We start from the raw sequence: 12,737 nt of genomic DNA, 5'->3' as shown, positions 1-12,737 counted from the left end.
ACAGTTGGCCGCAAGGTATTCTTTTACGGAAAAAAATCCTCACTTTTTTCAGCAATTCCGGTATAGTGCGCGCCGGCCTTTCATAGGGCCCTCGTCACGGTATGGGTTTGCGAAGCCTTCTTCACAAGCCGGTTCGGTTACGAACTATCCTTGACGATCCATTCATCAATACGTTTTCGCAAATCCCCGCCGACAAAGCAGCCAGGGTGACTCTAGGGTCTTACACGGCACGCGCAGCTTTGAAGCATGGGTCTTTGCGGATGCACTCAGAGGCAGACCCATGACCCAGGAAACCGGCGGCTTCGCCGCTCTCGACCTTCATCCGAATATTGTTGCAGCCGTTATCGCTACCGGCTACGAAGAGCCGTCGGCCATTCAGCAGCAATCGATCCCGATCATTCTTGCCGGTCACGACATGATCGGTCAGGCGCAGACAGGTACCGGTAAAACCGCCGCCTTCGCACTGCCTATCCTGAACCGCATCGACCCGGCAAAACGCGAGCCGCAAGCGCTGATCCTCGCGCCGACCCGCGAACTGGCCCTGCAAGTGGCCACCGCTTTCGAAACCTACGCCAAGCAAATGCCGGGCGTGACCGTTGTGGCTGTCTACGGCGGCGCGCCGATGGGCCCACAGCTGAAAGCCATCCGTAACGGCGCGCAGATCGTCGTCGCCACCCCGGGCCGTCTGTGCGACCACCTGCGTCGTGACGAAAAAGTCCTGGCGACCGTGAACCATCTGGTTCTGGACGAAGCCGACGAAATGCTCAAGCTGGGCTTCATGGACGACCTGGAAGTCATCTTCAAGGCGATGCCGGAAACCCGTCAGACCGTTCTGTTCTCGGCGACCCTGCCGCAGTCGATCCGCGCGATCGCTGAACGTCACCTGAAAGACCCGAAGCACGTCAAGATCCAGAGCAAGACCCAGACCGTTACCGCGATCGAGCAGGCTCACCTGCTGGTTCACGCTGACCAGAAGACCTCTGCCGTTCTGAGCCTGCTGGAAGTCGAAGACTTCGACGCCCTGATCATGTTCGTGCGTACCAAGCAGGCCACCCTGGATCTGGCGAGCGCGCTGGAAGCCAAAGGCTACAAGGCTGCCGCACTGAACGGCGACATCGCCCAGAACCAGCGTGAGCGCGTCATCGACTCGCTCAAGGATGGTCGTCTGGACATCGTTGTCGCGACCGACGTGGCAGCTCGTGGTCTGGACGTTCCGCGTATCACTCACGTATTCAACGTGGACATGCCTTACGACCCTGAGTCCTACGTTCACCGTATCGGCCGTACCGGCCGTGCCGGTCGCGAAGGCCGTGCGCTGCTGCTGGTCACTCCGCGTGAGCGCCGCATGCTGCAGGTCATCGAGCGTGTCACCGGTCAGAAAGTGGCCGAGGTTCGCCTGCCGGATTCGCAAGCCGTTCTCGATGCCCGCATCAAGAAACTGACCAACAGCCTCGCGCCGCTGGTTGCCGACGCCGAAGCAAGCCATGGCGATCTGCTCGATCGTCTGACGGCCGATATCGGTTGCACCCCGCGTGCACTGGCTGCCGCGCTGCTGCGCAAGGCCACCAACGGTCAGGCGCTGACTTTGGCTGCGATCGAGAAAGAGCGTCCACTGGTGCCGAACAGCGCGCCACGTGGCGACCGCGCCGATCGTCCATCGGGCGACCGTCCTGATCGTGGCGACCGTGAGCGTCGTGCACCGATGCCACTGGCTGAAGGTCGTGCTCGCTGCCGTACCGCGCTGGGCGCGCGTGATGGCATCGCTGCCAAAAACCTGCTGGGCGCCATCCTCAACGAAGGTGGTCTGGCTCGCGAAGCAATCGGTCGCATCCAGGTGCGTGACAGCTTCAGCCTCGTCGAGCTGCCGGAAGATGGCCTCGAGCGTCTGCTGGCCAAGCTGAAAGACACCCGCGTTGCGGGCAAGCAGCTGAAACTGCGTCGTTATCGCGAAGACTGATCAGCCTTGAGTTGATCGTCTGAAAAAAATCCCCGACTGGTTCGGGGATTTTTTTTGCCTTGAGCGTACCTGCGCAGTGGTACGCCTCACCAAAACACCGCAAACGCTGTAGCAGCGCGCTTGCCCGCGAAGGCTCTGGTTCGGCCACCAGATATCTATCAGCAGGAACGCCCCTTCGCGAGCAAGCTCGCTCCTACACTGGGATTTTGGTGCGATCGGATCATTCGCTCAAGCACGACCGCCTGTAGGAGCGCGCTTGCCCGCGAAGGCTTCAGTCCAGCCAGCACATCTCTGCCAGCAGGAGCCGCCTTTTCGCGAGCAAGCTCGCTCCTACACTGGGATTTTTGGTGCAATCGGATCATTCGCTCAGGCACGACCACCTGTAGCAGCGCGCTTGCCCGCGAAGGCTCTGGTTCGGCCACCAGATATCGACCAGCAGGAACGGCGCCTTCGCGAGCAAGCTCGCTCCTGCCAGTATTGCGACGTGACACAGCCCGGCGAAACACCGCAAACCCTTGAAGACCTGTCACTGGGCACACGCACAGCGCTCACCCGAACCTGTAGATGTCCATCCCGAGCGCGCCCATGGTGAAGCCTTGGTGGGCGACGCTGAATTCGCCGCCTGCGCCTCGGGCGAAGTACAGCGGCAACAGATGCTCGTCGGTCGGGTGATTGCGCGCGGCGTTGGGAGCCTGTCTGCGATAGTCGTGCAGGGCTTCTTCATCGTTGGCGGCGAGTTTTTCGACCATCCAGTTGCGAAACTCCAGCGCCCACGTTTCCACACTTTCAGGACCTGCATGCCAGTCCAGTTCGCGCAGGTTATGAGTGATGCTGCCTGAGCCAACGATGAGCACGTGTTCTTCGCGCAGCTGTTTCAGTGCCTGACCCACGCGCGTTTGCAGCGCGGGGCCCATTCGGGTGGGAAGCGAAACCTGAACGACCGGGACATTGGCCTGCGGGTACATCAATGACAACGGCACCCACACCCCGTGATCGAACGGGCGGCGACTGTCCAGGCGGGCGGGCAACCCGGCGGCGGCCAGCAGATCCATGACACGCCGACTCATTTCAGGCAGGCCGGGCGCCGGGTACTGCACCGCGAACAAGGCGGGCGGGAAGCCGCCGAAGTCATGCCACGTCTCCGGCTGAGGGTTTGCGTTGACGAGCAGCTCGTTGCTTTCCCAGTGCGCCGAGACGATGACCACCGCCTTCGGCCGGGGCATGGCGTCTGCCAGACGCTGCAGTGCCGGGCCGCTTTCGCCGGGTTCCAGCGCGAGCATCGGTGAGCCGTGCGAAATGAACAGGCTGGGGAACATAACTGGCATCCTGAGCGTATAAGATGAGCCATCATCAGGCAGATCATCGATCTGAATCTAATATAAGTTTTCGTGCCATTTGATCGAATAATCAGGAGCATGTATGGAGCCGCAGTTTTGGCATGAGCGCTGGGCGATCAATCAGATCGGCTTCAATCAGGGTGAAGTGAATCCTTACCTCAAACAGTTATGGCCCGAGTTGAACCTCAAGCCCGGGGAGCGCGTGCTGGTGCCGCTTTGCGGCAAGAGCATCGACATGGCTTGGCTGGTCGATCAGCGCGCGCAGGTCGTGGGCGTCGAGCTCTCGGAGAAAGCCGTGCAGGACTATTTCGCCGAGCGTCAGCAGCAACCGGCCATCGAGCAGCGTGGCGGTTTCGCGGTGTACAGCCACGGCAACTGCGAGATCTGGTGCGGCGACTTCTTTGCCTTGAAAGCTTCGGATATCGGTAATTGCACAGCGCTGTATGACCGTGCGGCGCTGATCGCGCTGCCCGCCGACATGCGCTGGCGCTACGTCGAGCAGCTCAACCGGATCCTGCCCGCCGACTGCCGGGGGCTACTGGTTTCGCTCGATTACGAACAGGCGGAAATGGACGGGCCTCCCTTTTCGGTTTCTGAGGAAGAAGTCATGCAGCTGTTGTCGCCGGAATGGAGGGTGAAGCTGATCGCCGATCATGATGTCTTGCACAAAAGTCGCAAGTTTCTCGATGCCGGGGCCAGTCGCCTGATCGAGACGGTGTACCGGATGTATCGACGCTAGGGCGCCGGGTCGACGCAGGTCGTCAGGCGAGCGCCGGCGACTCGCGCGCAAAAGAAAAGGGCGACTCACGTCGCCCTTTCTCATGACTGCCGATTGATCAACCGCGACGGCGCAGTGCGTCGATGCGATCTTCCAGCGCCGGGTGGCTCATGAACAAGCCGGCCAGGCCGTGTTTCAGTCCGCCGTTGATGCCGAATGCGGTAAGGCTGTCGGGCATCTGCACAGGAACGCCCTGTTCGGAGCGCAGCCGCTGCAGCGCGCTGATCATCGCGCCGGTACCGGCCAGTCGCGCACCGGCGTCGTCGGCACGGTATTCCCGCTTGCGCGAGAACCACATGACGATGGCGCTGGCGAGGAAGCCCAGCACGATCTCCGCGAAGATCGTCGCGATGTAATACGCGATGCCCTGGCCTTCTTCGTTCTTGAAGATCACTTTGTCGACGAAGTTGCCGATGATCCGTGCGAAGAACATGACGAAGGTGTTGACCACGCCTTGTACCAACGCCAGCGTGACCATGTCGCCGTTGGCCACGTGACCGATTTCGTGGGCCAGAACCGCTTTCACCTCATCGGGCGAGAAACGCTCCAGCAGGCCCTGGCTCACCGCGACCAGCGCGTCGTTCTTGTTCCAGCCGGTTGCGAAGGCGTTGGCCTCGTATGCCGGGAAAATACCCACTTCCGGCATTTTGATGCCAGCGTCGCGGGACAGTTGTTCTACGGTCTGCAGCAGCCATTGCTCATGACGGGTGCGGGGTTGGGTGATGATCTGGGTGCCCGTGCTCATCTTCGCCATCCACTTGGAGATGAACAGCGAGAACAGCGAGCCGGCGAAACCAAATACGGCGCAGAAGATCAGCAGCTGATTGAGGTTGAGATCAACCCCGTTGGCCGCCATGAACCCGTTGAAGCCAAAAAGGCTCAGGGTGATGCTGGCAATCAGCACGACCGCAAGGTTAGTGGCCAAAAACAGCAAGATGCGCATCATGGTTGAGAGTTTCTCCTCGTGAAGAATGTGTAACGTGTTGCGGGGTATATAAGGTGATGTCGGTGGGTATTCAACCGGGCGACTATTTCAAACTGTGTCGTTTGTCGTCACCAAGGCGATTATGGGCCGTAGGCGAGAGGGTTGGCGCAGAGCGATCGTTGCGCGATCGACCGTGACGACAGGAATTGTAGGAGCGCGCTTGCCCGCGATTGCGCTCTGTCAGGCGATCATTACTTCACAGACAAACCGCTGTCGCGTGCAAGCGCGCTCCTACAGGAGCAGCATTACTGTTTGTACGACTTCAGGAAATTGCCGATCCGTCCGATCGCCTGCTCAAGGTCATCCACGCGTGGCAGTGTCACCACGCGGAAGTGGTCCGGCCATGGCCAGTTGAAGGCGGTGCCCTGAACGATCAGCAGCTTCTCCGACAGCAGCAGGTCCAGCGCGAACTTCTCGTCGTTGTGGATCGGGCAGATCTTCGGATCGATACGCGGGAAGGCATACAGCGCGCCCATTGGTTTGACGCAGCTGACACCTGGAATGTCGTTGAGCAGCTCCCAGGTGCGGTTGCGCTGTTCGAGCAGGCGGCCCGGCGGCAGGATCAAATCGTTGATGCTCTGGTAGCCGCCCAGCGCAGTCTGGATCGCGTGCTGGCTCGGGACGTTGGCGCACAGGCGCATGTTGGCCAGGATATCGATGCCTTCGATGTAGCTCTGAGCGTTGTGTTTCGGGCCGGAAATGGCGATCCAGCCGGAACGGAAACCCGCTACCCGGTAGGATTTGGACAGGCCGTTGAAGGTCAGGCACAGCAGGTCCGGCGCCAGCGATGCGGTGCAGATGTGCACGGCATCGTCGTAGAGAATCTTGTCGTAGATTTCGTCGGAGAACACCACCAGATTGTGCTGACGGGCGATCTCCAGCATGCCCAGCAGGACTTCTTTGGAGTACACCGCACCGGTCGGGTTGTTCGGGTTGATGATCACCATGGCCTTGGTGTTCGGCGTGATCTTGGCCTTGATGTCATCCAGATCAGGCCACCAGTTGGCCTGCTCGTCGCACAGGTAATGCACCGGGTTGCCGCCGGACAGCGCCACCGCAGCGGTCCACAGCGGATAGTCCGGTGCGGGCACCAGCACTTCGTCGCCGTTGTTGAGCAGAGCCTGCATCGACATCACGATCAGCTCCGAGACGCCGTTGCCCAGGTAAATGTCTTCGATGCCGACGCCTTCGACCTGCTTCTGCTGGTAGTACTGCATCACCGCCTTGCGCGCGCTGAACAGGCCTTTGGAATCGCTGTAGCCTTGCGCGGTGGGCAGGTTGCGGATCACGTCCTGAAGAATTTCGTCCGGCGCCTCGAAACCAAACGGCGCCGGGTTGCCGATGTTCAGCTTGAGGATGCGATGACCTTCCTCTTCCAGGCGCTTGGCGTGCTTGAGCACTGGCCCGCGAATGTCGTAGCAGACGTTGGCGAGCTTGTTCGATTTGCTGAACTGCATGGTGATTGATCCCGAAAATATACGGCCCGCCGCGTGAGAAGAGGACGGACCGCTGAGCACAACGCCATCAAAATGGGTTTGTGTAGTCGAAACGTGGGTGACAGACTGGCGTCAAATGAAGGCGCAATCATACGTGCCACCCGATCAGTGGAAAAGACACAGATCGGGCTTTTTCAGTTGTGGAGGTGTACCTGTGGAAAAGCTGGAAAAAACCCTCGAAGAATGGAAACAGATGCTCGATCCGGAGCAATACAACGTCTGTCGCCTCAAAGCCACCGAGCGTCCTTTCACTGGCAAGTACAACAGCACCAAAACCGACGGCGTCTATCACTGCGTGTGCTGCAACGATCCACTGTTCGATTCGACCACCAAGTTCGATTCCGGCTGCGGCTGGCCCAGCTTCTACGCGCCGATCGAAGGCAGTGCAGTGGTGGAAGTGCGCGATGTCAGCCACGGCATGATTCGCACCGAAGTCGTCTGCGCCAAGTGCGATGCCCATCTGGGCCACGTGTTTCCGGACGGTCCGCCTCCGACCGGTCTGCGTTACTGCATCAACTCGGTGTGCCTGGACCTGGTCCCGCGCCAGGGCTGAGCCTGCGACACTGATCCTATGAGTCGATATCACCGATGATAATCAGATGGCGCGCCATTGATCGGCGCGCTAATTTGGCGGCTTAACTCTCTTCGAGGCATCGCCATGAGCGACAACCTGCTGAACATTCCGGTGCAGACGATCAAAGGCGAGCAGAAAACCCTCGCTGATTTCGCGGGCAAGGCGGTGCTGGTGGTCAATACCGCGAGCAAATGCGGCTTCACTCCGCAATACAAAGGCCTTGAGCAGCTGTGGCAAGGCTACAAGGATCAGGGGCTGATGGTGTTGGGCTTTCCGTGCAACCAGTTCGGCAAGCAGGAACCCGGCAACGAGGGCTCGATTTCGGAGTTCTGCGAGCTGAACTACGGCGTGACATTCCCGCTGTTCAAAAAGATCGAGGTCAACGGCGCCAATGCTCATCCGCTGTTCGTGCAGCTGAAAAAGCAGGCGCCCGGTCTGCTCGGTTCAGAAGCCATCAAGTGGAATTTCACCAAATTCCTGATCGGCAGGGATGGCAAGCTGGTCAAGCGTTACGCGCCGCTGACCAAACCCGAAGAGCTGAAATCCGATATCGAAGCATTGTTGAAATAGCAGCGTGCCCTCCCGGGTCGCGCTTGCCCGCCAAGCCAGCCGTTAATGCGCTTGAACCACTGGAATCCACTGATCCAGCAAGTGGCTCAGTTCTTCCCGGTGAAACGGCTTGGCGAGGTAGTCGTTCATGCCGATGTTCTTGCAGTGCTCGCGTTCTTCCGGCATGGCGTTGGCGGTCAGGGCGATGATCGGCAGGTCAGGCCATTTCCCGCTCTGGCGGATCAGGCGAGTCGCTTCGTAGCCATCCATCACCGGCATGTTGCAGTCCATCAACACCAGATCGAATGAGCCGTGGTCCAGTTGCTGCAACGCTTCTGCGCCATTGCCGCTGACCACGACTTCGCAGCCCAGCTTGCCAAGCATGCCTTTGGCCACCAGTTGATTCACCGGGTTGTCTTCCACCAGCAGGATGCGCGCCCGGAAAGGCGAGGGCAGGCCGTCGCGGGGGCGTTCCGCGCGGATTTGCCCTTCCATGCGCAACGTGCGCGCCAGGCTCTGATGCAGCACGCTGCGTGACAGCGGACGGGCCTGTTGTTGCAAGGGCGCCAGTGCGGCGACCTGCTCGCCCGGCATGAAGTTGCCGTAAGCGGTGACCAGCAGAATCGGACCGGTCGTTCCCGGGCGAATCCCGATCAGGCATTCCGGACAATCGGTGATGAGCAGGTCGGGTTGCTCATCCGGCTGCGGATTGTCGGCCGAAAAGTGTCGGTAATCGATGCCCCATTCGGGCAGCAGTCGACTCAACATCTCCACCAGGCCACTGTGCGCCGGACTCACCACCACCACGCGCCCCTTCAGTAACGGCCACTGCGGGGCGGGCGTGTGCGTCGGCAAGGGCAGGTCGGCGCAGAACCGGCTGCCGACGCCCGCCGTCGATTCGATGCTCAAATGCCCGTTCATGGCATCGCACAGATTGTGCGTCAGGGTCAGGCCCAGACCGGTCCCGCCGTACTGCCGCGTGATGGCAGCTTCGGCCTGGGTGAACGGCTGGAAGATTTTCGCCTGCGCGTCCTGAGCGATGCCGATACCGGTGTCACAGACCTCGATCCGAACCTTGTCCTGGTGCTGACCGAGGCGCACGTCCACGCGACCGGCGCGGGTGAATTTCAGCGCGTTGGACAGCAGATTGCTGACGATCTGGCGAACCCGCGTCGGATCGCCCAACACCAGCGCAGGAAAGCGCGGATCGATCAGGCACGTCAGTTCGACCGCGGGCGCGGCGTTCTGCGACAGCAGGTTGGCGGTGTCCTCGATAAGGGTCGCGAGGTCGAACGGGATGCGCTCGAGCTCCAGTTGCCCGGCGTCGAATTTCGACAGATCGAGAATATCGTTGAGCAGCTCCACCAGGACCTTGCCCGAATCGTGGGCGATCAAGAGTTGCTGGCGTTGTTCGGCGCTCAGCGGCCCGTCCAGCGACAGCGCGAGCATGCCCAGCAGACCGTTCAGCGGGGTACGTATTTCATGGCTCATGTGCGCCAGAAAGGCCGAACGCGCATGCGCCATGTCCAGGGCGGTGCTGCGCGCGACCTGCAATTCCTCGTTGGACTGGCTCAGTCGCGCGTTGCTGGCCTTGAGCTCGACCGTGCGGGCAGAAACGATGTCTTCCAGTTCATTCAGGTGATCGGTGAGACGGTTTTCCGCGTCCAGCCGACGGCCGAATTCGCTGGCGACGTTTTCGAACTGCCGGTTCGCAACCTTGACCAGCACCCCGATTTCATCGTTCTCATGGCCGGGCGGGCAGGGCAGCGGGTTCTGCTTGGGGCTGCGCGGGTCGCGGCTGGCGAGCGCGCCGATGACCCCGGTCAGCGGCTTGGTCAGCGTGAGGTAAAACAGCCCCATCAGAATGCAGGCCAGCAGCAGGCTGCGGACGAAGCCATTGAGCAAGGTGATTTCCGCGCGCTGCAAAAAGTGGCTGCCGAAGGCGAAGGTGTCGACATCCAGAGACAGCGTGCCGATTGCCTCGTTGGGCATGTGGTCCAGGTGCAGGACATCGACGAATTCCCGGCTTCGGCCGAACAGGAAATCGCTGACCATGCGGTAGGGGCTCTGCGCCACCGGCCGCGACACCGCCGCCAGCAGCACATTATTGTTGTCGCTCAGGCGTGCGCCGACCACAGCGGGCGAGTGCAGCAGGCCCAGCGTCAGTTCCTGGGCCAGTTCGGAGTCAATGTTGTAGGCGATGCGGGAGGCGGGGTTGTGACTGATTTGCAGCAAAGAGCGAATTTCACGATCGATGGACGCGTCTTCGCTGGCATAATCGATCGCAATCTGAAAGAGGCTGAGCAGGGTTCCCAGAATGAAGCCGATCAGCACAGTCAAACGGGCCTGTTTGAACGACAGTCGGTGGGTGATCGCTATATCCATGAGGGCGCCTGATCCGGTAGGGCACTTGCACTTCTTGTGTCCATCGCGGGCAAAGCATAGCTGATCGCAGACCGGCTTTAACCAGTTAAATCAAGGAGACATCGTGGATTCTCGGTTGAACGCTTTTCTGGAACGCGCCGAATCGGTTCTGGCGCGCCTCGAGCCTTTGTTGCCGGCGCTGCGCGAGCCGGTGGACTGGGAAAAGTCGCTGGCAGCGCGTTGGGTGCGGGAGGGACGTGCGGGGTATCTGATGCCGCTGGACGTGACGCTGGACATGCGCCTGAGCGACCTGATCGGCGTCGATCGGCAGCGCGAACAACTGGGTCGCAATACCCAGCAGTTCATCGACGGCCTGCCTGCCAACCATGCGTTGCTCTGGGGGTCGCGGGGCACCGGCAAATCGTCGCTGGTGCGCGCGTTGCTGGCCGAGCATGCCAAGGCCGGCCTGCGCCTGATCGAGATCGAGCGCGATCATTTGGGTGACCTGCCGCGGGTGGTCGAACAACTGCAAAAGCTGCCACAACGTTTCGTGCTGTTCTGCGACGACCTGTCGTTCGAGTCCGGCGAGGGCGATTACCGCGTGCTTAAAAGTGTGCTCGACGGCTCGCTCGAACAGGCCCCGGACAACGTGCTGCTCTATGCCACGTCCAACCGGCGCCATCTGGTGCCGGAGAAAGAGAGTGACAACGCTCACTGGCAGCGCGGCGATGACGGCGAAATTCATCCCAGCGAAGCGGTGGAAGACAAGATCGCACTGTCGGACCGCTTCGGCCTGTGGCTGTCGTTCTACCCCTTCACTCAGGAGCATTTCCTCGACGTGGTGGAACATTGGGTCGGCGAGCTGGCGGACAAGGCCGGGCTGCCCTGGCAGCGGGACCAGGAACTCGAAATTCAGGCCGTGCGCTGGGCAACCGGCCGCGGCAATCGCAACGGCCGCTGTGCCTATCAGTTCGCCCGTTACTGGGTTGGTTTGAAAATGCTGGAGCAACATCCATGATCGATTTGAATGCAGCGGGCGAGGGCCTCGATGGCTACCGTCTGCTGGCTGCCCAACTGGAATCGCTGTTGGCCGACGAGCGCGACTTCATCGCCAACGCCGCGCAGTTTTCCGCGTTTCTTTATACCCAGCTGGACGATTTGAACTGGGCCGGCTTCTACCTCAATCGCAATGAAGAGTTGGTGCTGGGTCCGTTTCAGGGCCAGATTGCCTGCGTGCGGATTCCGTTCGGCAAGGGCGTCTGCGGCACCGCGGCGCAAAGCCGGGAAACCCAGCGGGTGCTGGACGTGCACGAGTTCCCGGGCCATATCGCCTGCGACAGCGCGTCGAACAGCGAGCTGGTCGTGCCGTTGGTCAAGGACGGGAAACTGATCGGCGTGCTGGACCTGGACAGTCCGAGTCTGGGGCGTTTCAGTGAAGAGGATCAGGCGGGCATCGAGCAGTTGGCGGCGATCTTCCTCAAGGCCACCGACTGCTGAGTGGGTTGAACGGTGGGAATGAGCGTGCTCGCGGATGTGCGAGTAGCTGAGGCAACGCCCTCGTGAGCACGCTCACACCCACAGAGGGAATCGCCTCGGATCAAGCCATCAGTCGTAGATGGCTTTTTTCTTCCATTCGGCATCGGCGTTATCGGCTTTCAGCCCTTCGGTCAGTTCATTGTTGTCGTCTTCGGTCGGCGCGATGGTGTCGAGCACCATGGCGTTGGCGCGTGCCAGCTGGCGCTCCATGGCCTGAAGATGGTTTTTCCACGGCGCAGGCTCTGCCTGATTCTTCAGGTACTGAACGCCACGCTCGAAGGCCAGACGCGCTTGACCGGGCTGCTCCTGATTCAGCGCCTGCTGACCCAGGTTATTGAAGAACTCGATGTGCAAGAGCACCAGCATGTTGCGGATCTCGCGAATCCAGTGCTTGGCTTCGGCGGTCTGCAGGAAACCGTCGTGGGCGGCGCGGGTCACCTGACCGTGCATCGCTTCGAGCAGGAAACGCACGTCTTTGGCCTTCGCTTCGGTCTGGATCGGGCTGGCGGGGTTGGTGACCTTGATGTTTTCCCCTTGCGCGACCAGGGCTTCGAGCTCGGTTTCGCGCTCTTGAATGCCAGGGTTGTTGCGTCTTTCCAGGGCGATCAGGCGCTTGATGACGTTCAGCTCCAGACGCACCAGCAACAGTTTGAGTGCTGGCGACATCAGTTGGCCGGGGAATGTCTCGGACAATTCGCTGCAGCGACGCAAGCGGTCATTGAGCTCGACCAGCGTGCGCGCACGCTCGACCTTCTTGGCTTCGGCCACGTGATTCAGATAGCCGATGGCGATGAGGATTACGATGCCTGCTACAACCATCAGGGTGATAATGAGTGGTGTCACCGTACTAGCCTCAATCAAGTTATGTGCGCCGAGTGTAGTGGCTATGCACTATCGCGGGAAGGTGTGGCTGTCGGCTGCTCTTAATAGCAATGCCCGCCGACAATCCTGTATCGGCCGTTCATGACCGAATTAGAGGGCGAAGTCATTGATTTGAATAAATTTTCACATGGGGGTTGACGACCCCTGCAACCATCCATAGAATGCGCGCCACTTGCAGCGTAAAGCACACAGCGAAGCGCGGCAGGGAGTGAATGTTGTAGCGTGTCCCCTTCGTCTAGTGGCCTAGGACACCGCCCTTTCACGGCGGTAACAGGGGTT

Annotated in this window: 11 protein-coding genes; 6 read left to right on the top strand and 5 right to left on the bottom strand. The window is 60.5% G+C overall.

Features of this window, described 5'->3' with window-relative positions:
- The first annotated feature begins 280 nt into the window (after nucleotides 1-280).
- Entirely contained in the window at nucleotides 281-1,957 is a 1,677-nt protein-coding gene (locus tag QRN36_RS16405; RefSeq protein WP_092407010.1) for a DEAD/DEAH box helicase, read from the top strand.
- A 548-nt stretch (nucleotides 1,958-2,505) separates the two neighbouring features.
- Here the strand turns inward: QRN36_RS16405 and QRN36_RS16400 are convergent.
- Nucleotides 2,506-3,273: a class III extradiol ring-cleavage dioxygenase gene (locus tag QRN36_RS16400; RefSeq protein ID WP_285425017.1), complete on the bottom strand. Its 768-nt coding sequence runs from the start codon at nucleotides 3,271-3,273 to the stop codon at nucleotides 2,506-2,508.
- A gap of 103 nt (nucleotides 3,274-3,376) precedes the next feature.
- Between QRN36_RS16400 and QRN36_RS16395 the strand changes: the two genes are divergently transcribed.
- Nucleotides 3,377-4,033 (top strand): thiopurine S-methyltransferase, encoded by a 657-nt coding sequence (locus QRN36_RS16395; RefSeq protein ID WP_285425016.1) that lies wholly within the window; start codon nucleotides 3,377-3,379, stop codon nucleotides 4,031-4,033.
- 97 nt (nucleotides 4,034-4,130) lie between these two features.
- Here the strand turns inward: QRN36_RS16395 and htpX are convergent, their stop codons facing one another.
- Both htpX and QRN36_RS16385 read right to left on the bottom strand, forming a co-directional pair.
- Complete coding sequence (htpX, locus tag QRN36_RS16390; protein WP_093460471.1) at nucleotides 4,131-5,018, bottom strand: protease HtpX; 888 nt, start codon at nucleotides 5,016-5,018, stop codon at nucleotides 4,131-4,133.
- 284 nt (nucleotides 5,019-5,302) lie between these two features.
- Nucleotides 5,303-6,514 carry a pyridoxal phosphate-dependent aminotransferase gene (locus QRN36_RS16385; RefSeq protein ID WP_093460468.1) on the bottom strand — a complete coding sequence of 404 codons (1,212 nt, stop codon included), beginning with the start codon at nucleotides 6,512-6,514 and terminating at the stop codon, nucleotides 5,303-5,305.
- A gap of 193 nt (nucleotides 6,515-6,707) precedes the next feature.
- On the opposite strand from QRN36_RS16385, the gene msrB reads away from it, so the two are divergent.
- Together msrB and QRN36_RS16375 are read left to right on the top strand one after the other, a co-directional pair.
- On the top strand, nucleotides 6,708-7,106 hold the full coding sequence (msrB, locus tag QRN36_RS16380; protein WP_285425015.1) for a peptide-methionine (R)-S-oxide reductase MsrB: 399 nt from the start codon (nucleotides 6,708-6,710) through the stop codon (nucleotides 7,104-7,106).
- A 105-nt stretch (nucleotides 7,107-7,211) separates the two neighbouring features.
- Nucleotides 7,212-7,697 carry a glutathione peroxidase gene (locus tag QRN36_RS16375; RefSeq protein WP_285425014.1) on the top strand — a complete coding sequence of 162 codons (486 nt, stop codon included), beginning with the start codon at nucleotides 7,212-7,214 and terminating at the stop codon, nucleotides 7,695-7,697.
- A 42-nt stretch (nucleotides 7,698-7,739) separates the two neighbouring features.
- On the opposite strand, the gene QRN36_RS16370 is transcribed toward QRN36_RS16375, so the two are convergent.
- Nucleotides 7,740-10,061 carry an ATP-binding protein gene (locus QRN36_RS16370; protein WP_285425013.1) on the bottom strand — a complete coding sequence of 774 codons (2,322 nt, stop codon included), beginning with the start codon at nucleotides 10,059-10,061 and terminating at the stop codon, nucleotides 7,740-7,742.
- A 103-nt stretch (nucleotides 10,062-10,164) separates the two neighbouring features.
- Between QRN36_RS16370 and QRN36_RS16365 the strand changes: the two genes are divergently transcribed.
- Both QRN36_RS16365 and QRN36_RS16360 read left to right on the top strand, forming a co-directional pair.
- On the top strand, nucleotides 10,165-11,058 hold the full coding sequence (locus QRN36_RS16365; RefSeq protein ID WP_285425012.1) for an ATP-binding protein: 894 nt from the start codon (nucleotides 10,165-10,167) through the stop codon (nucleotides 11,056-11,058).
- Entirely contained in the window at nucleotides 11,055-11,537 is a 483-nt protein-coding gene (locus QRN36_RS16360; RefSeq protein ID WP_285425011.1) for a GAF domain-containing protein, read from the top strand. The genes QRN36_RS16365 and QRN36_RS16360 overlap by 4 nt, the downstream gene beginning before the upstream one ends.
- 108 nt (nucleotides 11,538-11,645) lie before the next feature.
- Here QRN36_RS16360 and QRN36_RS16355 read toward each other — a convergent pair whose 3' ends face one another.
- A complete protein-coding gene (locus QRN36_RS16355; protein WP_285425010.1) occupies nucleotides 11,646-12,419 on the bottom strand; it encodes a hypothetical protein in 774 nt (257 codons plus the stop codon).
- Nucleotides 12,420-12,737: the final 318 nt, after the last annotated feature.

This window comes from Pseudomonas sp. efr-133-TYG-103a (assembly GCF_030209235.1).
Lineage (GTDB): Bacteria > Pseudomonadota > Gammaproteobacteria > Pseudomonadales > Pseudomonadaceae > Aquipseudomonas.
This window is presented reverse-complemented; position numbering and strand designations above follow the sequence as displayed.